A 21753-nucleotide genomic window follows, 5' to 3' on the forward strand; every position below is an offset into this window, starting at 1 on the left:
TCGACGACCTTGAAGCCATGCCTGTCATCGCCCTCGACGATGTAGATGTTCTGGCGCAGATGGTGCGACTTCGGCTCGAGCTTCACGGTGCCGTTCGGCGCCTCGAAGCTCAGGCCACTCTCGAGCGCCGCGATGACCGGAGCCGTATGGGCCGCGCCGGCCTTGTTGACCGCTGCCGCCCAAAGATGCACGGCGTTCCAGATATCGACAGCTTCCGAGATGACCGGCGTGTCGCTGCCGTATTTCGCGGTCCACAGCTTCAGAAATTCGGCATTCGCCGGATTGTCGACGACCTGGAAGTAGCCCTGGTCCGCGATGAGGCCCTTGCCGGCAGCAGGCGACACCACGACCTGCTGGTTGCCCGAGCCGTAATTGGTCGAGACGACGCCGATCCTGTCCTTGAGGCCGGCGGCCGCAAACTGCTCGAGGAAGCCGGTCTGGTTGGCACCGACCGGCAGCGCAACGACGAAGTCAGGCTTGACCGACTGGATCTTCTGGATGGTCGGCGCGTAGTCCGTGACCGTGAGCGCCAGGAAGTCCTCGCCCACGACCTCCGCACCGGCCTTCCTTGCATATTCCCTGACCCAGTGCGCCGAGATCGTCCCGAAGTTGTAATCGGGCGCCATGATGTAGATCCGCTTGCCGTACTTCTTCACAGCCCAGTCGATGAGCACCGACAATTGCTGCGAGGCGGACGGTCCCGTGACGAAGGTCTGCTTGTCGCAGGCACCGCCTTCGTAGAGCGATCCATAGAAGTAAGGGATGTTGGCCTTGCGGATGATCGGCCGGATCGCCTCGCGCGACGAGCTGGTGAGCCCGGCGAACAGTGCGCTCACACGATCCCGCAGGACCACCGTGTTCGCATACTGGGTATATTTGCTCAGCTCGGATTGCGCGTCGTAGCCGACGACCTCGATCGGCTTGCCGAGCACGCCTCCCTTGGCGTTGATGGTCTCGACCGCCAGCTTCAGGGCATTGTTCTGCTGAATGCCATAGATGTTCAGACCGCCGGTCAGGTCAAAAATAGCGCCGATCTTCGTCTGGGCCTGGGCCTGCGTGCCGGCCAGCAGCGCGACTGCTGCAGAAAGGTAGATACCAAAATAAGCGCGTCTCATGGTGTCCGCTCCGAATTTTGAGCCGAGCACCAGCTTGGGATTATTGATTGTTCCTAAAAACGCAAAAACGACGCGCCAAGACCAGATGCCCAGCTACGTCGTTGGATTTTTCGTGCGCTCCTCGCACGAGGTACCGTTTAAACCTCGCCCACCCGATTGTCAACGTGGAAAGGGCCACCTCGTCGAGCTCTGTGCCAGTTCAATCGTTGCCTCTGGCAATAAAGCTCTCCGGCCCTTCTGTACGCTGCAACGCGCTACAATACTCTGCTCGTGAATGCGCGATGGAATCGCGGAGCTCGATCGAGTTAGACGGACGTACACAGCTCGCGGGCCACCCACGGAATGAAACCTGGCGAGAAAAGTTTCACAAGAATCCACGCCACGCTACGCGATTGCAGCCGTTCGCCTACTCCCACTCAATCATTTAGGAAGATGTTTCCGCGTTGATTTCCAAGCACAAATCCCTAGAGCTGACGGTCTAATCCCGACGGTATACCCGCCCACTGTTTTCGGTCTTGAATTCACAGGAAAATTTGGGTGGCTCTGAGAGTTGGTACCTTCGGCAAGTATCGGAATCAATCGAGGCACTAGACGAACTCAAACTCCGAACGGCCGCCTCTTGGGTTTCCCCGACTTGCAGCAGATACCGTCATCGGTCAGTCGGACAGTCCCTTCATATCAGGTTTGCGCCAACAGCGGTCGCTCCTAACAACTCAGCTCTGCACTCTTCGGAGCATGTGTCGAGCCGAAGGCCGGGCTTGCTCGGACGGCTGCACCTTTCGAGCACTGCCAACCTGCAGCCGCCGGTCAAGACGCTAAGAGAAGGTGAGAGGGACGCTTGCCTTTGTCGTTTCGAACGGCTGGATGCAGCGGAGAAGCAGTGCGGCGGAGAGAGTGTCAGTCAATCCCCATTGAAAGGTAACGCACTTTCGGCCTTTTAGACCGAAACCCACGGTATACGCTACGCTGAACATCAGTTTGGCTCGGCAGTACCGCTTTGATGACGAGCGGTACTGCCGGCTTCCTACGCGTGTGACGGTTCACGAATATATCTTGCCTGCCCTTTCCCGAAGCGCGCCTATGGATTCCAGATACGGAATCGCTCCGTAGCTTATGCGGGCGACTCCCAATCGCGCGAGTTCGTCGTTGGAGGGCACTCCTTCCATGACCATGACGTTGATCGGAACCGGCACGTCCGCGGCGATCCGTCGGATCTGGTCCGGAGCGGCCAAACCGGGGATGAAGAAGCCGGACGCGCCGGCCGAGGCGTATGCCTTCCCTCTTTGAATAGTCTCGTCCACGTCGTCGCCGTTTCCAAGAAAGACGTCGGTTCGAGCATTGATGAAGAGAGGAATGCCCTTGCGATCGGCCGCGTCGCGAATGGCGCCGATGCGGCTCGCCTGCCGATCTACACTATAGAGCCCCTTTCCCTTCACCACGCGATCTTCGAAATTGATCCCGACGATGCCGAGATCGAGGATTCTCGCAACGTTCGAGGCCAGCGTTCCATTGTCGTCGCTGTACCCGCCTTCGAAGTCCATCGTGACCGGCTTGTCGACGGTCGCCGCAATCCGCGCGACGATCTGCTCCGCCACGGCGATGGGAAGGTCCTCTCCGTCCTTGAAGCCCTGGGCGGCCGCGACCGCCCAACTGCTGGTCGCTATCGCCTTAGCGCCTGCGTCCACGATGGCCTTGGCGCTGCCCGCATCCCAGGCGTTGTACAGAATGATCGGCCGTCCCTTAACGTGAAGCTCGGCGAAGACTTTCGCTTTTTCGATCTGACTCATTTTAGGGCTCCTTTCTGACAAACGGTTACCGGGTCGTCGCAAGGGCCGCCGCATCCGCGCGATCGGCCTTTCCGTTCGAAAAAGATTCTGCCGCGATCACCCGATGGGCGACCTCGGCGACGATCAGCGCGCCGACGTAGAGAACCATGCTGATCCATCCGATGCTTTGCGCACCCAACACGGTCAGGCTGACGCCACCGATGACGCCCGCGGAGGCGACGCCGACGTAGGTCGCCGAAGTATTGAGTCCGAGCACGATCGGACCGGCCTTCGGCATGATCGTGACGAGCCGGTGCTGCTGCGCCGCTAGCTGGCCCCAGCTCGTCGCGCCATGGATGACGATCGCGACGATCGCAGTGGCGAGCGCAGCGCTTGTCCAGGACAGCGTCGCCGTGACGCCGATCAGGGCGAGTAGCACGACGGCGAGGACCTTGCGCGTGCCGATCGTATCGACCAATCGGCCGCCGACGAGGTTCATGACGGTGCCCGAAGTGCCCCACAGCACCAGCAGCAGGCCGAGGATCAGGGTATCGCCGTGCGTCGCGCGCCCGAAGATCACCGCGAAGTACGTGTAAAGCGCGAAGTTTCCGGCCTGCACCAGGAAGGTGGTCAGAAGCGTCAGCCCGATGCGGTGATCCGCGAACGGCGCCAGGCGCTGCTTCAGCGAGATCGAGGGAGGCGTCGGAATATCCTTTAGCGAAACAGCGATCCCAAGCGCCGCGACGACGCTGATGGCCGAGACGAACACCATGGTCCAGCGCCAGTCGGCCAGTCCGCCGATGAGCGTGCCGATCGGCGAACCGAGTGCGGTCGAGAAGGTGAGGCCGGCGATCACGATGGAGAGCGCAAAGCCGCGCTTTTCCGGCGGCATCAGGCTGGCGCCGGAACCGGTGGCGGTCGGCGCGTAGATGGCCGCGCCGAGCCCCGCAAGGGCGCGCGCGACCAGGGCGAAAGCGAAGTTGGGCGCCCAAGCCGTCGCGAGATTGGCCAGGATGAAGATTCCAAGGCCCGAGAGCATTAGCTTCTTACGCTCGACATGCGCGAAGACGGCTGCTGCGGTCGGCGACAACAGCGCGTAAGCGATGGCGTACACGGTAGTGAGCTGTCCGGCCGCGCCGACGCTCACGTGGAAGGACTGCGAGATCTCGGGCAGCACGCCCGCAACGACGAAACTATCGGTCCCTAGGGCGAACATGCCCAACGCTAGAATTAGAAGGCGGCGGTCCATGGCGAAGCTCCTGCGGGTTGCGGCGGGATCCAGCTCGAGAATCTCATCGTTATCTATCTGATGATAGATAGACGGTTTGTAGATCGCGCACTGCCGCCTGTCAATCTCTATCTATCGATAGAGAGCTAGTTTACGTCCCCTTATCTTGCTGCCGCGCACTGTGGGTTCCGTTCGGCCAAACCTTGCAAAACGGCAACAGCTGAACTATCTATCGAAAGGTAGATCCGGAGGGAGCCACATGAGCGACATGAAGACTGCGATCTTGGACGCGGCCGAAAAGCGGATTCAGGCGGGCGGCTTCGGTGGCTTCAGCTTCCGGGAGATCGCCGAGGACGTCGGCATCAAGAGCTCGAGCGTCCATTACCACTTTCCCGCGAAGGAAGACCTCACGGCTGAGGTCGTCCGCCGCTGGAGCGACCGAACATCGGGGAATATCGACAGGGAATTCGCGAAGGACCCGAATCCGAAGCGCGTCTGGGCCAAGGCGCTGCGCGGAACGGCATTCTCGAAAGCCCATATGTGTCCGTGCACGGTCCTCGGCGCCTCTTCGCAAGATCTGCCGAAGCCGGTCGCTGCCGAGGTGAAGCGGTTCTTCAAGATGTGCCAGGACAAGATGGTTGCTCAGGGCATGTCCGCTGACGACGCCGCCGAATTCTTGTCCACCATCATCGGCGCGCTCGTCGTCGCGAACGCGCTGCGCGACAGCACCGAGTATGATCGGGCCACCACGGCATTCCAGCTCGACGAGAAGAGCGCGGCCTGATCGCGATTGCTCCGACGATCTGTTTTCAACCGTGCGATTCTGGTGTCGAAAGTGCATGCGAAACCGGTCAAGCAAAGCGGGAGCAGGTCTTTAGTTTGCAACCGCGAGCGGCTCGCTCAGGTCGCGGATAACTGTGATATGCTCGGAGATTCGGACGAAAGATTGCCTCGAACTTCGAAGCAAGCGTGAGCGCCTCGACGTACTGGTCGAGACCGAACTCGCCGAGCAGCGCCTTGCGAACGAATGTGGTGGTCATGACGATATCTCCTTGTTGGGTGGCGAGACTGCGAACTTCCCACTGTGCAATTCGATGATCGAACTGTCTCTGGCCAGCTTCCGGCCTCTCTCGCCAGCCGCGCTGGGTCGGCTGAGCATCAATGGCCCGCAGTTCGACCGCCATCGACGTAGTGGACCTCGCCAGTAACGTAGTCCGCATCCTCGAGATAATTGATCGCCCGCACGACGTCCTCGATTTTGCCATTGCGGTTGAGCGGTGAGAAAGACTTCAGACCCTCAGGGTTCGATCCATCATGGAGCGGCGTTATGACGATACCGAGCGAGATGGTGTTGACGCGGATGTTGCTGGACGCGAGCTCGATCGCGAGGCCTCGGGTGGCGGCGACGCCGGCACCTTTCGTCAGCGAGGCGAGGACGGCCGGCACGGTCTGGAGCGCGTGCTCGACGAGACTCGTCGAGATCTGGACGATGTGACCTCCGCCTTGCTTCTTCATCGCGGGCACCGCGGCCTGCGTCGCGAAGAACATGCTGTCAAGATTGGTCGACATCACGCGGCGATAGAGGTCCTCGGAGATGGCCTCGATCGGACCAGGACGCCAGATGCCGGCGTTGTTGATCAGCGTGTCGACGCGGCCGAAGCGTTCGAGCGCGGTCCACACCACTTTCCTGGCGATCTCCGGTTCGCCGACGTCGCCTGCGACCGTGACGTAGTCGGGGTCGCTCGAAGGCGCAATCGACCTCGAATTTCCGACCGCGCGCCAACCTCGTTCCCGATAGGCCTTGACGAAGGCCTCGCCGAGTCCCTGCGATGCGCCGGTCACCACGACGACTTTGCGTTCCATTGACATATGTCACTCGCCTTGTTGGAGCGAGCCCCGCCTTGAGCAAGGCTCGCTCGGATCCGCCTCGAAAGCCGTCAAGCGACCTTCAGCTTCTTGAGATGATCTAGACCGACGCCGGCAATCACCTGCTCCTGGATCGGATGGATCGCGGAGTTGGCCGCATCGGCGCCAAACGCCAAGCCGACGACCACGCGTTCGGGACGCTTGCCGCGGGGCGTCCCGACCAGTTGGGCGATCGTCTCTGCCGTGTCGTGGGGGTTCGGAGCGTCGGGGCCGGCGAACACGCCGCCGAGGAATTCGACGAACTTGCCGGGAAGAGCGGCGACATCGCCGTACTTGGCCGCCCGACCGGGATCTGAGGGCTTCTGGACCGCCGCCCACAAGTTTGTCGGGAACGGACCGGGCTGCACCAGCACGACGTCGATGCCGAGTTGCGAAAGTTCATATCGATACCCCTCGGTGAGAGCTTCCACCGCGTGCTTGGAGGCGCCGTAGAGACCGTAGAACGGCAGCGTCAGCCTGCCCAGGATCGAGCCGACGTTGATGATCAGGCCGGACTTGTTCGCCTGCATCTGCGGCACGACGGCCCGGATCATGCGCTGGACGCCGAACACGTTCACTTCGAACATCTCGCGCACCTGCTCCGGAGAGAAGGTCTCCGCGAGGCCTCCCGAAGCGATGCCGGCATTGTTGACGAGCACGTCCAGCTTGCCGCCAGTCTTGTCGAACAGCGTCTTAACCGCCGCCTCGACGCTCGCGTTGTTTGTGACGTCAAGCTCAAGCGTTTCGATGCCCCTCGCCTGCAGTTCCTTCGCGGCATCGCGATTTCGCCCGTCCATATCGCGCATCGTCGCGAATACGCGATGACCGCGGGCAGCGAGCGTCTGGGCTACGTCTTTGCCGAAACCGTTCGACGTTCCGGTAATGAGGATGATATCAGGCATGATCTTTCTTCCTTTGTGACTTCTTGATTTGGCAGGATTCGGCGTTAGGCAGCGGCCTTCATCCGCTGCACGGTTTCCTCGGTCGTCCAGACCGCATTCGCCATAAACCGGTAGTTCACCATCGCCGCCGCATAGCCGTCGCCTTCCTCGTTCACGCCCGCGGCCACCGCGTCGCGAACCATCGCGACCTCGAAGCCGCCCTCGATGACGTCGCGCATGTGGGATTCGAGGCAGATGTTCGCGACAGGTCCCGCCATGATGACCTGTTCGACCCGGCGCATGCGGAGTTGCTTGATCACGTCGTTCGACTCGCACCCAAAGACTTTGTGGGGCGACGTGTTGCAGGTGTGCCCGTCCATCAGGTACTTCTTGAACGGCTCGTAGTAGTCGGCCCGCGAGCCCTGGAAGCCTTCGAGATCGACGGGGTCCTTGCGACCGCAAAAGCCGATGCCTCCGAGATAGTGACCGATCGCTCCGGGCGGCACCGTCCACTGCCGATCCGTGGGGTAGTACCAATGCGGCGAATGGATAATGAAGTAACCGAGCTCCTGCGCGGTCTTGAGAAGCTTTTCCAGGTTGCCGATGACATCACGCTTCTTCAGCGCATCCTCGATCAGCGCGTAGTAGGTCCCTGTCTTCTCTTCGAGGAATTCGTTCTGCATGTCTGCAAGGACAAGAGCGACGCGCTTCTTCTCGCCTAACTTCATTTCCGGATTGCGATGGGTGAACGTGAACATCTCGATACTCCACGGGGTGGCGTTTGACTATCTACCGCAAGATAGACAACGAACTTGCGCGGTCAATGACTATCTACCGATAGAGAGAATAAGTTTGAGGAGGCCGAAAGAAGGACCGGGCGTCGACGCTCCAGCCGGAAATCAATGCTGGTCGTCACCAGGGCCGAGCATCCCCTCTCTCGACTGATTGTCTTCCGGCAACCGCGCCGAACCGGGATCGGTGTCGGCCGTCATCGCCGAAGAGCAATATCGCGGCTATTCCGATCGTTCGCTTCGTCATGGTCTTCTCTCACTCGAGCTTCGGAGCCGATTGAAACCCGGGATGCTACTGGGGGTCTTGTCTCGCGACGCCCGATTTGAACGGTCGCGCCGTCCCACGATCGCGTGCAAGCCATTGCCTTGGGCGGCGGAGACGGCGGCACTTCTCCGAGTCCCTACCTGCCGATAGACAAACCGCTTGCGCCCATGTTCCGGATAAGCTATCTACCTACCGAGAGATAGATTGGAGAAGTGCCATGAGCACTATCGCTGACTCGATCATGGATGCGGCCGAGCTCCGGATGCGCGGCGGCGGCTTCAACGGTTTCAGCTTCCGGGAAATCGCCGACGACGTGGGCATAAAGAGTTCGAGCGTGCACTATCATTTCGCGACAAAAGAGAAGCTCGCCGCCGCGGTCGTGCATAGATATGCCGACCGCCTCGCCGAGCGAGTCGATAGAGAACTCGCAGGCGGGCTCGATCCCTATGACGTATTGACGAACGCTTTCAGGGGGACGGTCCGCTCGGCCAATCGAATGTGCCCGGTGACCGTCCTGGGAGCCGGGTCATTGGGTCTGCCGGAGGAAGTCGCCGCAGAGGTAAAGCGCTTCTTCAAGATGTGCCTGGACAAGCTCGTCGGTGGCGGTCTCTTGCCCGACGAGGCAGCTGAACTGCTGGCGAACATCACCGGCGGGATGGTCGTATCGGCGGCCTTGGACGACATCGCTACGTACGATCGCGCAACCGTTAAATTATGGCGGTCCCAGCGCGCGGTCTGAACTTCGACACAACGCGCTCGTGGCCGCGCTGCGGCTTCTCCGTGAGTTGAAGTCTTTCGCCATTCAGATGCAGACGATCCCCCAGGTCCGTACTGCATCGGGCTCAACGAGAGAGGTCGAGCGTTCAAGTGCCTCGAGGACTCGAAAATCTTTACCAAGCACGTCGCGTTGCGGGCGGATGCCGATGAATTCATCAGCATCGAGGCGTGGCCCGCCGACGCGGCTCGCATGATCAGGCGAATGGTCGAGTTAATTCCATCGCGGAGCGGTTGATACTGCAATAATTATCCCGAAGAGATCCGCGAACTATTGAATAGCCGAGTGGGCGAAATCTTCTGTCTAGAAATATGATCACCAGCGTCAGCCCTGGAGCCCGGCTGGGGCGCGTGCGCGGCATTTCTCGGCACGCGGTGGCGAAGACCTCCCGCGGGATCGGCAGCAAAAGCCCCTTCACGGCAGCGCGATAACAAGAATTTACGAGCGTTTACGCACCAAAACTCGCCCTGCGCCGACGAAGCTGCATTTTGGGGCTGCAACAGCTATTCGAGAGGTTGGAGCATGTCTGAACCGCTTCCCGCTATCCAACCCAGCGAACGGACGAGGCAAGCCGCTGCAGCCGTTCTGCTCGAAGAGGCCTTGAGACTTCTGGACCGGGACTTGCCAGGAGCTCGGCGCCGGATCGAGGACGCACGGGAGCTCGTCGGCCACCAAAAGCAAACCTGCGGCAAGAACGGTCGCCTGGCCGACTGGCAACTGCTGCGCGCCAGCAAATACATCCGCGAGAACCTGCACACGCGCCTGCGGATCGGGACCGTGGCCCGAATAGTCAACCTGAGCCCGAGTTATTTCTCGCGAGCCTTCAAGACGAGTGAAGGAATGCCCTTCTCCGAGTTCGTCCTGGTGTCGAGAATCGGACTGGCGAAGCATCTTCTGACCACGACAGACCGGCCCATCGCCCAAATCGCCCTGGAATGCGGATTGGCCGACCAGTCGCACCTCACACGGATATTCAACCGATTCGTCGGTGTGCCGCCGCGGGCGTGGCGATGCCGGAGCATGGCGGAGGCCGGCAGACACGCACATCGGGCCGGTGGCGATCCAGCGATCAGGATCGGGTGATCGGGCATGCAACGCCGAGCATTCGGAACGCGCCGAAGCCGATGAGAGGACCTCTCGGTGGAGAAGCCAAATCGAATCATAGGCTTGAGAGCGATTGAGATTTCTCCTGTCTATCGATAGATAGACGTTGACAACGGGTAGGTCTCACGGATATGTTTTGTGCATCTACTGATAGATAGACAACTAGGAGGTCGTCATGTCCCAGGTCGCAGTTGAGACGCAAGTCGTCGAGAGCCGTTCGTCCCGCAAGGCCAGCATCAAGGTTTGGCTCACCACCGCTGCAGCACTGGGCCTGTTCGGCGTCGGCGTCGTCTTCGGACCCGGTTATATCGCTCCTTCGGCCAAGGCGACGGCGCCAGCCGCTCCGACAGTGACCGTCAGCACGCCCGCCGAGCGTAACGTCGAGAAGCGGCTGCAACTGCTGGGCCAGTTCTCGGCGGTGCAGCAGGTCGAGCTTCGCCCTCAGGTTGGCGGCACGCTGACGAAGATCAGTTTCAAGGACGGCGACATCGTCCATGAGGGCGACGTGCTGTTCGAGATCGACCCTACCCCCTATCAGATCAAGCTGGACGAAGCGAAGGCACAGGTCGAGACGGCTCGCGCGCAACTCGAGCTCGCCATCCAGCAACTGGGCCGCGCCGACACCTTGAAGCAAAGCGGCTACGGAACGGTCGAGAACGCCGACCAGCGCTTGGCACAGAAGCGGGCAGCGCAGGCCGCCCTCGACGATGCGCAAGCCGCGGTTCGCGACGCCCAGTTCGATCTCGATCATACCCGCGTGACGGCGCCGTTCACCGGCCGCATCGGTACGCACCTTGTTTCAATCGGCAACCTCGTCGCCGGCAGCCGTGCCGCGACCAGCCCGACCACCCTGCTCGCCACGCTGGTCTCGGTCGACAACATCTACCTGAACTTCGATCTGAGCGAGTCGGACTACGCGACCTTCCAGCAGGCGCATCTGCAGCAGCACGGACCTTTGGCCGACAAGGTCCAGGTTTCCATCAACGGCGGCGGCTTCGATCGCAATGGCACGCTTGACTTCATCGACAACACGCTCGACCGCTCGAGCGGCACGATCCATGGCCGCGCGACCATCAAGAATACCGATGGCCTACTGACCCCGGGTGCATTCGCCAGGGTTCGTATCGCGATCTCGAAGCCCGCGCCCACTCTGCTCGTTCCGGACGCGTCGGTGTTGCCGGACCAGTCCGAACACGTGGTCCTGACCGTCGGCGCAGACGGCGTCGTCACGCCGAAGAAGGTCGAGCTCGGCGATCTGCGCGATGGTCTGCGCGTCATCACCTCCGGCTTGACGTCGTCCGACCGCGTCGTCGTCGCAGGGATCCCGAAAGCCAAGCCTGGCGCGAAGGTGATCGCCGAAAACACGTCAAAGCAGCTTGCTTCGGACTGAGCGGGGTCAGCGATGAACATCTGCTTCGACGAACCGACGATGGATGAACTGCTTGGCGACAATCTGACGCAAAGCCTGATGCAGGCGGATCGAGTCGATGCCGTCACCCTCAGGACCGTGTTGCGGAGAGTGGCCTCTTCTCGAAGGGGGACGATCGTCCAAAACGATCGGATCCAAGGACGAAGTGGTCCGGCCTGGCCCCCCGACGGGTGGTCCGGCGAGCGCTCTCATCGCTCCCGGGCAGTGGTAGCGATCCCGACATAGGTCGGGATCGCTGGTCTGCGCGGAACGCCCCGTCGTTCGTGCCGCGCGTCCGTCGGTCTACGTAACCTCAATTAGCTGACAAGGCTGAATCGCCATGAAACTCTCTCACTTTTTCATCGAGCATCCGCGGTTCGCCGCAGTCATCAGCATCTTTCTCACGATATTCGGTGCCGCCGCCGCATTCCTGCTGCCGGTCGCGCAATACCCCGACATCGTCCCGCCGACCATCCAGATCACGACGGTCTATCCCGGCGCATCGGCCGACGTGGTCGCTCGCACCGTAGCCACGCCGCTCGAACAGGCGATCAACGGCGTCGAGAACATGGACTACATCACGAGCCAGTCCACCGGTAACGGTGCGCTCGCGATCTCCGTGGTCTTCAAGATCGGTTCCGATCCGAACATCGACCTCGTCCTCACACAAAACCGCGTGCAGGATACGTTGTCGCGCTTGCCGCAGGAAGTTCAGGCTCAGGGCGTGCAGGTGAAGAAAACGATCGACGCGCTCCTGCTCGGCGTGCACGTCTATTCGCCGGATGGCTCGCGCAGCCCCGAATACATGTCGAACTACATGCTCAAGATCCGGGACGAGATCGCGCGCCTGCCAGGCGTGTCCGATTTCCAGATCTTCGGTCAACGCGACTACGCGATGCGGATCTGGATCGATCCGGACAAGGCCGCCGCCGACAACATCAGCGCAAACGAGATCCTGGCCGCGCTGCGCGCGCAGAACGCTCAGGTATCAGCCGGCGTTCTCAACGCGCCGCCTATCACGACGACCGATGCGGCGTACCAGATCAACGTCCAGGCGCTCGGCCGGCTGACGACGCCGGAGCAGTTCGGCAACATCATCGTCAAATCGGACAGTCAGGGACGCGTCACCCGCATCCACGATATCGGCCGCGTCGAGCTCGGCTCGGCGGACTACGGCTCCGTCGCCTACGCGGACAGGTATCCCTCAACGCCCTGGTTTCCCAAGGCCACACCTGGCGCGAACGTCGTGCAGGTCGAGAATGCGATCTGGTCGAAGATGGCGGAGCTCAAGAAGAGCTTCCCGCCAGGTCTCGATTACATCAGGATCTACGACCCGACGACGTTCGTGAGCCAGTCGATCGCCGAAGTCGTCAAGACCATCTTCATCGCGATCGCTCTCGTTGTCGGCGTCGTCTTCCTGTTCCTGCAGACATGGCGAGCGACCATCATCCCCGTGATCGCCATTCCCGTCTCCCTGATCGGCTGCTTCACAGTCCTCGCCATCTTCGGCATCTCGATCAACAATCTCTCCATGTTCGGCCTGATCCTGGCGGTCGGCATCGTCGTGGACGACGCCATCGTCGTCGTCGAGAACGTCGAGCGCAACATGGCATCGGGCATGTCGCCGCGCGAGGCGGCCCACAAGACGATGGACGAGGTGTCGACCGCGCTGATCGCCATCGCGTTGACGCTGTGCGCTGTGTTCATTCCGTCGGCCTTCATCAGCGGCATCTCCGGCCTGTTCTTCACCCAGTTCGCGGCGACCATCGCGGCCTCGACCATCATTTCGGTCATCGTTTCGCTGACGTTGAGCCCGGCATTGTGCGCGGTGCTGCTGAAGCCGCATGCCGCGCATGCCAAGCCGCGCGGCATCAGCCGGATCGTGCAGGCCGCGTTCGGACGCTTCAACGCGGGCTTCGAATGGGCGTCATCGAGTTACGGCCGCGTCACGGGGCGCATCATCCGGGCGAGCGCCGTCGTCGGCGTCGTCTATCTCGGCCTGATCGGATTGACCGGTTTCCAGATGTCGCGGATGCCCACCGGCTTCATTCCGAGCCAGGACATCGGCTACCAGGCCGTCATCGTCTTCCTGCCCCCGGGATCGAGCCTGCAGCGGACCGATGCCGTCGTTCGCGAAGTCAACGACATCGTTCTGAAGGAAGTGCCGGGCCCGACCCATACCTCGCCCGTCGCCGGCCTGGACGTCACGACCGGCACGATAGCGCCGAACGTCGGCACCATCTTCTACGGCCTGCCGTCGCTCTATGGGCACCACATCCCAGGCGTCAACGCCGCAACGATGCTGCCGAAAGTCCGCGCGGCTCTGGCCGGCATCAAGGACGCGGTCGTCATCGTCGTAAACCCGCCGCCCGTCCAGGGTCTCGGCTCCGCCGGCGGCTTCAAGCTGATGGTTGAGGACCGCGGCGATCACAGTCCGCAGGAACTCGCCGCGGCGACCAACACGCTGGTCGCGGCCGCCAACAAGGATCCGGCCTTCGCCGGCGTGTTCACCCTCTACAACGCCGGTGCGCCCTCGCTGTTCGCCGACATCGACCGCGAGAAGGCCGAGAAGGTCGCCCTCACGCCGACCGACGTGTTTTCCACGCTTCAGCTTTACCTCGGCTCCCAGTATGTGAACGACTTCAACTATCTCAACCGCACCTACCAAGTTCTCGCCCAGGCGGATGAGGCTTTCCGCAAGACGCCGGAGGATATCGGCCGCCTCAAAGTCCGCAACGCGAGCAACGAGATGGTGCCGATCGGTTCGGTCGCTAACTTCCAGGACCAAACCGCGCCCTACCGTCAGCCGCGCTACAACCTTTATCCGGCCGCCGATGTCCTCGGCACCGCCGCAGCCGGCGTCGCGTCAGGCACCGCTGCGGCCCGGATGGAGGCGCTTGCCAAGGAGGTGCTGCCGGCCGGCTTCGCCATGGAATGGACGGAGTTATCGCACCAGCAGGAAAAGCAGGGCATTCCCACCATCGCGATCTTCGGCGCATCGGCCCTCTTCGTCTTCCTGGTGCTGGCGGCTCAATATGAGAGCTGGAAGATGCCGTTGGCGATCGTGCTGATCGTGCCGATGTGTCTGTTGGCTTCCGCGACCGGCCTCGCCTTCCGCGGCATGCCGATCGATATTCTCGCCCAGATCGGTTTCGTCGTTCTGGTTGGGCTCGCGGCGAAGAACGCCATCCTGATCGTGGAGTTCGCCAGGCAGCGGCAGGATCATGACGGCGATACGGCGGAACAGGCCGCGACTGAAGCCGCGCGCATCCGTCTTCGTCCGATCCTGATGACGTCTGCCGCGTTCATTCTCGGCGTCTTTCCGCTCGCGATCGCCACTGGAGCCGGATCCGAGATGCGGCAGTCCATCGGAACTGCCGTGTTCGCCGGGATGATCGGCGTCACCATCTTCGGCCTGATGTTCACTCCGGCGTTCTATTCCTTCATCCGCAACTTCGGCTCCGGAGGAAAGCCGGAGGTAAAACCCGAAGCTACCTCGCACGATTCCGGCGAGCCTATCTGACGAGATGTCCTGCAGCCAAAGGAGACGACGATGTTCTCGGTGATATTCGAAGTTCATCCAAAATCGGACAATTGGGACGGCTACCTCGGCATCGCCAAAATGCTGCGGCCGGAATTGGAGCAGGTCGACGGTTTCGTCGAAAACGTCCGCTACAAGAGCGTCACGCGGCCCGGCTGGCTCCTGTCGCTCTCCGGATGGCGGGACGAGAAATCCGTCGTGCGGTGGCGGACCACGCAGCGCCACCATGTAGCTCAAGAGCGGGGCCGTTCCGAGATCATGCTCGACTATCATCTGCGCGTCGGACAGATCACGCACGACTCGCAGGTGCCGGCCGGTCAAACGATCGCCGAGCAGCGTCTCGACGAAACCGAGATCGGCGAAGGAACGACGGTCACGTTCGTCGACGCCAAATGGCCAAACGGATCCATCGAACCATCCGAAGCCCCCGAGGTCGCTCGCCATCTCGGTCTGGATCCCCGCGCCGGCGGCCTGGTGACGTGGGAAGTCTTCGATGCCGTTCTTACGCCGGGCGACGCCATTCTGATGATGGTATGGAAGTCGAAGGGAGACGCAGCCGCTTTCGCGGGATCGGCCAATCTCCCGCCGGGCGGTCGGTTGCGGCACGTCCGCGTCGTGCGTGACTACGGCATGTTCGATCGCCGGGAGGCGCCCCAATATTATCCGGAGGCGTCCCATGGCTGACCCCGAACTCGGTTTCCATAGCGCGATCGCGCAATGCGTCAGGAGCTTGGAGAACTTGGAGGCCTGTCTCCGGAAGGCCGAGCGATATGCGCGCGACAGGAAGTTCGATGTTGGCGTCCTCATGTCCGGACGCCTTTCTCCAGACATGCAACCGTTCGTCTACCAAGTTCAAAGCGCGTGTGACTACGTCAAACATGCGGCTGGCTGGCTCGCCGGCGAAGCGCCACCCAAGCATGCCGATACCGAGACGACGGTCGGCGAGATAAGGGAGCGGATCTCAAAGACGGTTGCCTACGTCGCCAGCGTGTCGCCGGCGCGATACGACCGTGCGGCCGCGCAGAAGATCGCGCTTCCGTGGGCGCCGGGAAAGGTCATCGGAGGGGCGGACTACCTGCTGCAGGTGGCGATCCCGAACATCTACTTTCACCTCGCGATGGCCTACGCGATCCTCCGGCACAACGGCGTCGATGTCGGCAAGATGGATTTCCTGGGCCCCATGAACTTCGTCGACGCCTAGGCCGATCGAGTCCGTCATGAAATCGAAAATCTTCTACGGCTGGCGCGTGGTCGCGGCATGCTTCGTCATCGCCTGCTTCTCCTGGGGGCTCGGGCTCTTCGGCTCGAGCGTCTATCTCCAGGCGGTGACGGCGGAGCACGGCTGGTCGATCTCCGAAGTCTCCTCCGCCATCACGACGTTCCTTCTGATCAGCGCCGCCGGGCAGAGCGCACTGGGGCGCAGCATCGCTCGGCACGGGCCCAGGCCCGCACTCCTCGTCGGCACCATCTGCATGTGCATCGGCGTAGCGTCGATCGGCCTGGTCGGCCGGCCCTGGCAACTCTATCCGTGTTTCGCGCTGCTCGGTATCGGCTGGGCGACCCTCTCAACGACCGGCATTTCGGCCAGCGTCGCACCTTGGTTCGAGCGTCATCAAGGCCGCTCCATAACTCTCGCGATCATGGGCGCGAGCTTCGGCGCGATCCTCGGCGTGCCGACCCTGCTCTATATCGTCGATCGGCTCGGCCTTCGCGGGGGCCTGCTCGCGGCAAGCGTCGTCGCCGGCCTCGTCCTTCTTCCCCTCATCGGGGCGGTCCTTCGGTACCGCGGTCCCGAAGATCTGGGCATGACGAGGGACGGTGGGCTCGTGGGTGCCGGCGGCGCGCTGGACCTCGCCGAGCACATCGCGACGCCCGAGAACCGGCGCCGCCTACTCTGGAGCGCAACTGCGGCGTTCGCACTGACACTACTGGCACAGATAGGCTTCATCGCGCACCACGTCGCGTTGGCCGAGCAGTTTCTCGGCAAGTTCGGTGCCGGCGTGCTGGTCAGCGCGACGGGCGCTGTCACGCTGTTCGGCCGCCTGTACCTGGCGAAGATCGTCGACGGTGCGCCAGTCCGGCGATTAGCTTGCCAAGCGATGGTCGCACAGTTGGCCGCGCTCCTCGCGATTGGGCTCTTTCCTTCGATCCCGACGCTGATCGTCGGGAGCTTGATCTACGGCTTCGCAATCGGGCACGTCACGACGCTCAGCCCGATCGTTGTCCGGCGCGAATTCGGCGCCAAGGCCTTCGCAGAAGTATACGGAACTGCCGCTACCTGCATCCAGTTCTTCTCGGCTTGCGGCCCAGCCTTCATCGGATATCTCCACGAGCAGTTGGGGAGCTATCCCCCAGTCCTGCTCGTTTCAGCGGGTGTTACAGCATTGGGTTGCGTATCGTTGTACTTCGGCGCTGAGAGAGCAACGTGATCGTCGAATAGTCGCCTAACCTAGTTTTCGATCATTTGCTTTCCTTCTGTCTTATGCTTGATCGTCGATGGCGATTCCGCAAGGATACCTCATCGCATTCTTCGGGAGATCCCGGCACCGACCGGCCGCAAAAGTCTGCGGCAAGGTACCAACTTTCTGGTGATGGGCATCTAGTCGTGCGGAAGCCATACAATCGCTCCCTTGCGTAGCAGGACGATGACGCGGCCCTTGGCCGAAAATTCGTTTTGAAATGTTGTCGCGCGCTAAATGGCCGCCGCCAATCGCGCAAGATCGATACGCTCAGCCTGCATTCGTCTCTTCTAATATGATGTGCAGGCGATCCTTCAGAAATTGCATTGCCGCTCTGATGTGGGAAAGGTACGCGTTGTCCGCGTGAACGGTCATCCACAGGTCTCGCCAAACAGTGGTTTCGGGAAGTAGCCGGACGAGTGCGCCCTTCGGACCGGTCGCGTATGCAGGCAACGCCACGATCCCGACGCCAGCGATTGCCGCCTGCTGTTGGGCGATGAGGCTCGTGCTTTGAAGGACAATCTTGGCCTCCGGAGCAAGCTCGCGGAGCCACCGTAGTTGAACGAGCGGGACGAACGCATCCAGATAGTCGATGAAGACGTGACTCGCCAGATCTGACGCTGACTTCGGATGTCCGCTATTCCTCAGATACTGCGGTGAGGCGTAAAGGTTGACGGCGAAACGGCCGACCTTATTGCAAAGCAGTTTGGGCGCATCGAGTTCGAACATGGAAAGCGAAATGTCGGCTTCGCGGCGCCCCAAATTCGTGGCTTGAGTGACGACCAGCAGCTCTAGGGCGATATCGACCTTGTCGGTTCTGAAATTCACCCATTCGGGCGCGATGACTAGAGCCGCGAGAGCTTCCCAAGTCGCTATGCGGACGACACCCGTGTGGGGATCATGAAGGCCGCCCACTTCGGCAGAGATATCGGTCGCCGCAGCTTCCATCCTCTCCGCCAACGAAAGCAGCTTGTAGCCTCCTTCGGCAAGCGAAAATCCGTCGACGGACCGCTCGAACAGCCTGCATTTTAACGCCCGCTCAAGCTCGCTTATGCGCCGGGATACGGTGGACACGTCGACCCGCATGCGCGTGGCCGTTTTGGACAATTGCTGCGCGCGGGCCAGCTCCAAAAAAAATCGGATATCGGACCAATTGAACATCGCCACTCCACGTGGCCGGAGATCGGAGAGCCCGAGGCCGGCAAAAATTTAGCGAAACCAAACACATGGCTCGCAAAAGACGCGCAGCACCAGTGAATAGCACGAGCGCAGGATTTCTGCAGGAGGTCTTGCGAGAATGTGGTGAGCCTCGACGACTTCAACGATGAGGCGGTCCTGGCTCGACTCGCGCCGAATGCGCAATTATTCGATGCAACGTTTTACGGTATTATATTACCCGTTACATTTTCAGATCTCGTGCGCTTACCGGGAGGCGGAGGAGGCGTCTCGGTAAATGCGCAAGGGGTCTTGCCGGATCGTTGATTGAGAAATCCAGCGGAAAGCAGCAGAAGCCTGCAAGGTGCCCGATGAGGGCCCGCTCGACGGTCGAAAGACAGTCAAGGGACATCGGTGATGGTGGTAGAGATCGAATCCGGCAAGGACTGGCTTTCGTTTGGTCCATTTGATCTTCAGGTCAGCGAAAGATTGCTGACCAAGGAAGGCTCGCCCGTCGAGTTGAGCTCGCGGAGCCTCGATCTTTTGATCGCCCTTACATCGTCGCCAAACGAGGTTGTAAGCAAAAAGCAGTTGCTGGCGCAAGTCTGGCCCGATGTCTTCGTGGAAGAAGCGAATTTGCGTGTTCACATGATGAATCTGCGCAAGGCGCTCGGCGACGGCGAGCAAGGGGCGCGCTACATCACGACGCTTCCCGGTCGAGGTTATTGTTTTGTCGCTTCGGTCTCGCGGGCCAAAAGCCTCGACGTGGCACCAACAACCAAATTTCGGCGCTCCAATCTTCCGAGCCGGCCGAGTCGGATGGTCGGTCGAGAGATAGACGTAGAGAAGATCCTTACTCAATTGGCCCGGTCGCAATTGGTCACCATCAGCGGCTCTGGCGGAATCGGCAAAACGACTGTCGCGCTGGCGACGGCGCACCGTCTCAGCGAGGCGTTTCAGGGGGCCGTATTATTCGTCGACCTTGGCATGATGCACGACCCCGACGTGGTAACGACTGGTCTGGCGTCCATGTTGGGTCTGCCCGCCGCAGCAGAGATCGCCCGACCGAGTCTGCTCGCTTATCTCTGCGACAAGCGAGTGATGTTGATATTGGATACCTGCGAACACCTCATCGACACTGCGGCGTCCCTAGCAGAGGACATCATTGCGGCGGCGCCCAACGTTCGTATCCTTGCCACAAGCCGCGAGCCGCTACGGGTCGCGGGCGAATATATCCACCGCCTGGAGGGGCTGCCATTTCCGTCGGACGGTGTTGGGATCACGGCAGCATCACTCGAGAACTTTCCCGCCACACGTTTGTTTTTGGATCGCGCCATGGCAAGCGGCGCGCGGCTGGAAGTTAGCGATGCGGACGCTCCCATCGTTGCCGGCATTTGTCGCAGGCTGGATGGCGTGGCCCTTGCCATCGAATTGGCGGCCCGTCGGGTGGACTCCTGTGGCCTATCGCAGACCGCGCAGCTTCTGGATCACCACTTGAGTCTGGAATGGACCGGCTCGCGGACCGCGCCGCCGCGGCAGAGGACGTTGCACGCCACGCTGGAATGGAGTCACGCGCTTCTCACGAAGCAGGAACGGTTGGTGCTGCGCCGACTCGCAGTCTTCGTCGGGCATTTCACGTTAGACGCGGCGCTGGAAGTCGTGTCGGATGCTTCCCTCGGACGCGCCGCGGTGTTCAACGCTATCGACAGCCTGGTGTCCAAGTCCATTCTCGCGGTACAGTCCGTCGGGGGAATGGTGCAGTATCGTCTGCTGGACACGACGCGCGCCTATGCATTGAAAACTTTGCTCGAGCCTGACGAACACGAGCAACTCTCCATACGTCACGCTAATTGCTACCGGCGCTTGATCGCTCAGGCCGACGCCGAATGGAACCATGTTCTCGCAAACCCGGAGCGTGGGCCGCTTTTCGCGATCATCAACAATGTTCGCTCGGCACTGGATTGGTGCTTCGGTGAGCGTGGTGATGTTGGAACCGGTGTAGAGCTCGCCGCCGCCGCGTCGGCCGCATTCTTGGCAATGTCGTTGACTTCCGAAGCGTGTTTCTGGTCGGAGCGCGCTCTCAGCGCGCTCGGCGACCAGCAGCGGGGCAGCCGGGAGGAAATGCTGTTGCGGGTCGGCTATGGAATTGGGGCGGTGGACCTGCTTGGCGAAGTCGAGGCTGTTGAAACGGCATTGCGGCGAGGCGTCGGCATCGCGGACGCGTCTGGCGATCCGGCGGACTTGATTGCTTGTTTGGGTCTTCTAAATTTCTTCTATTTCCGTCGAGCCGATTTCAAGTCGATGCTGGAGATCGCGAGGCGCGCTCGACTCGCCGCGGCGACGGTAGATAATCCGGCCGCAGTCGGACTGGCTCATTCCATGATGGGCACCGCGCTGCACCTTGCCGGCGATCAAAACAGAGCGCGAGTCGAATTGGAAGCCGGTGTGGAACACTGGTCGCGAGCCGGAAACGTTCCGCTCTATCTTTGCCGGGAATACCAAAGCGTCAGCGAATCCAGTATCGGTCGCGCGATCTGGCTGCAGGGTCATCCGGAGGCCGCGCTTGCAAGAACGCATGAAACTATTGCGCGCGCCTTCAAGATCGATCAGCCCACGGTGATCGCTGTCACTCTGACCTTCGCAGTTTCAGTTTTCCTTTGGACGGGCGACCAGGAGAGCGCCGCGAAGTATATCGACGCGGGGATCTATACGGCAAAATCTCATGCTTTGATTTCGTTGATCACCATCGGCCAAGCGCGGCAGGCGGAGCTCGCGATCCAACGCGGCGACTATAAGAGCGGAGTCGAACGCCTCCGTTCTTGTCTTGAAAAGGTCCAGTCGATACGGTCGATGGCCCTCGTGACAGAATTCAATATTTCACTTGTCCAGGGTCTCTTGGCGCTTGGCCGATACTCGGAAGCAGAAAAAGAACTAGATCAGGCCATCATTCTCGTCGAAGAGAAAGGCCATCACCTATACACGCCAGAACTGCTGCGTCTGAAAGGCAAGCTTCTATTGGCGAAGGATCGTCCGGACGAAGCAGAAAGCCATTTTCTCCAGGCGATCACGTTGAGTCGGCACCAAGGTGCACGAGCTTGGGAACTTCGCATAGCGACTGACATAGCCGCGTTGCAAGCTGGAACAAATCGTAGGTCGGAGGCGCGGTCTTCGTTGCGGCCTGTTCTGGCAGAATTTTCACAAGGCTGGCACACCGCTGACTTAAGAGCTGCAACGTCCGTGCTTGCTGCAGTTGCCTCCGACCACTAGGAGCCGAGGCATCGCAAGGATGTCCGCTCTGCGTACTTGGCGGGGGAAGCCGGGTCGTCACAATCCTGTAGCGGGATTGCCCTCGCCGCGCTC

17 protein-coding genes are annotated in these 21753 nt (G+C 61.2%); 9 read left to right on the forward strand and 8 right to left on the reverse strand.

What is annotated here, in order from left to right; genetic code table 11:
• From AC628_RS20330 to AC628_RS20340, 3 genes are all read right to left on the reverse strand, one after another.
• Positions 1–1115: urea ABC transporter substrate-binding protein (locus AC628_RS20330; protein WP_074128590.1), on the reverse strand; the 1115-nt coding region annotated here is incomplete at its 3' end.
• 1040 nt (positions 1116–2155) lie between these two features.
• A complete protein-coding gene (locus tag AC628_RS20335) occupies positions 2156–2902 on the reverse strand; it encodes an isocitrate lyase/PEP mutase family protein (RefSeq protein WP_074128560.1) in 747 nt (248 codons plus the stop codon).
• A gap of 25 nt (positions 2903–2927) precedes the next feature.
• Complete coding sequence (locus AC628_RS20340; protein ID WP_074128561.1) at positions 2928–4130, reverse strand: MFS transporter; 1203 nt, start codon at positions 4128–4130, stop codon at positions 2928–2930.
• Positions 4131–4368: 238 nt separating this feature from the next.
• Here AC628_RS20340 and AC628_RS20345 point away from each other — a divergent pair, with 238 nt between their 5' ends.
• Positions 4369–4893 carry a TetR/AcrR family transcriptional regulator gene (locus AC628_RS20345; RefSeq protein WP_074128562.1) on the forward strand — a complete coding sequence of 175 codons (525 nt, stop codon included), beginning with the start codon at positions 4369–4371 and terminating at the stop codon, positions 4891–4893.
• 67 nt (positions 4894–4960) lie between these two features.
• Here the strand turns inward: AC628_RS20345 and AC628_RS20350 are convergent, their stop codons facing one another.
• From AC628_RS20350 to AC628_RS20365, 4 genes are all read right to left on the reverse strand, one after another.
• Positions 4961–5293, reverse strand: coding sequence for a hypothetical protein (locus AC628_RS20350; protein ID WP_074128563.1), 333 nt, complete (start codon positions 5291–5293; stop codon positions 4961–4963).
• On the reverse strand, positions 5268–5972 hold the full coding sequence (locus AC628_RS20355) for an SDR family NAD(P)-dependent oxidoreductase (RefSeq protein WP_245321239.1): 705 nt from the start codon (positions 5970–5972) through the stop codon (positions 5268–5270). Before AC628_RS20355 ends, AC628_RS20350 begins: the two co-directional genes overlap by 26 nt.
• Positions 5973–6046: 74 nt before the next feature.
• Positions 6047–6916: an SDR family oxidoreductase gene (locus AC628_RS20360; protein ID WP_074128565.1), complete on the reverse strand. Its 870-nt coding sequence runs from the start codon at positions 6914–6916 to the stop codon at positions 6047–6049.
• Between the two features lie 44 nt (positions 6917–6960).
• Positions 6961–7653 (reverse strand): cysteine hydrolase family protein, encoded by a 693-nt coding sequence (locus AC628_RS20365; RefSeq protein ID WP_074128566.1) that lies wholly within the window; start codon positions 7651–7653, stop codon positions 6961–6963.
• A 515-nt stretch (positions 7654–8168) separates the two neighbouring features.
• Here AC628_RS20365 and AC628_RS20370 point away from each other — a divergent pair.
• The 7 genes from AC628_RS20370 to AC628_RS20400 all read left to right on the forward strand — a co-directional run bounded on the left by AC628_RS20370 (position 8169) and on the right by AC628_RS20400 (position 17208).
• Complete coding sequence (locus AC628_RS20370) at positions 8169–8690, forward strand: TetR/AcrR family transcriptional regulator (RefSeq protein ID WP_074128567.1); 522 nt, start codon at positions 8169–8171, stop codon at positions 8688–8690.
• A 558-nt stretch (positions 8691–9248) separates the two neighbouring features.
• Positions 9249–9809 carry a helix-turn-helix domain-containing protein gene (locus AC628_RS20375; protein WP_074128568.1) on the forward strand — a complete coding sequence of 187 codons (561 nt, stop codon included), beginning with the start codon at positions 9249–9251 and terminating at the stop codon, positions 9807–9809.
• A gap of 196 nt (positions 9810–10005) precedes the next feature.
• Positions 10006–11220 (forward strand): efflux RND transporter periplasmic adaptor subunit, encoded by a 1215-nt coding sequence (locus AC628_RS20380; RefSeq protein ID WP_074128569.1) that lies wholly within the window; start codon positions 10006–10008, stop codon positions 11218–11220.
• A 358-nt stretch (positions 11221–11578) separates the two neighbouring features.
• A complete protein-coding gene (locus AC628_RS20385; RefSeq protein ID WP_074128570.1) occupies positions 11579–14761 on the forward strand; it encodes an efflux RND transporter permease subunit in 3183 nt (1060 codons plus the stop codon).
• A gap of 30 nt (positions 14762–14791) precedes the next feature.
• Positions 14792–15463, forward strand: coding sequence for an antibiotic biosynthesis monooxygenase family protein (locus AC628_RS20390; protein WP_074128571.1), 672 nt, complete (start codon positions 14792–14794; stop codon positions 15461–15463).
• Positions 15456–15980: a DUF1993 domain-containing protein gene (locus AC628_RS20395; RefSeq protein ID WP_074128572.1), complete on the forward strand. Its 525-nt coding sequence runs from the start codon at positions 15456–15458 to the stop codon at positions 15978–15980. Before AC628_RS20390 ends, AC628_RS20395 begins: the two co-directional genes overlap by 8 nt.
• Positions 15981–15996: 16 nt before the next feature.
• Entirely contained in the window at positions 15997–17208 is a 1212-nt protein-coding gene (locus AC628_RS20400) for an MFS transporter (protein ID WP_074128573.1), read from the forward strand.
• Between the two features lie 300 nt (positions 17209–17508).
• On the opposite strand, the gene AC628_RS20405 is transcribed toward AC628_RS20400, so the two are convergent.
• Positions 17509–18399: a LysR family transcriptional regulator gene (locus AC628_RS20405; RefSeq protein ID WP_074128574.1), complete on the reverse strand. Its 891-nt coding sequence runs from the start codon at positions 18397–18399 to the stop codon at positions 17509–17511.
• A gap of 411 nt (positions 18400–18810) precedes the next feature.
• Here AC628_RS20405 and AC628_RS20410 point away from each other — a divergent pair, with 411 nt between their 5' ends.
• A complete protein-coding gene (locus AC628_RS20410; RefSeq protein WP_074128575.1) occupies positions 18811–21660 on the forward strand; it encodes an ATP-binding protein in 2850 nt (949 codons plus the stop codon).
• Positions 21661–21753 lie beyond the last annotated feature (93 nt).

The organism is Bradyrhizobium sp. NAS96.2 (genome assembly GCF_001908235.1).
Lineage (GTDB): Bacteria > Pseudomonadota > Alphaproteobacteria > Rhizobiales > Xanthobacteraceae > Bradyrhizobium.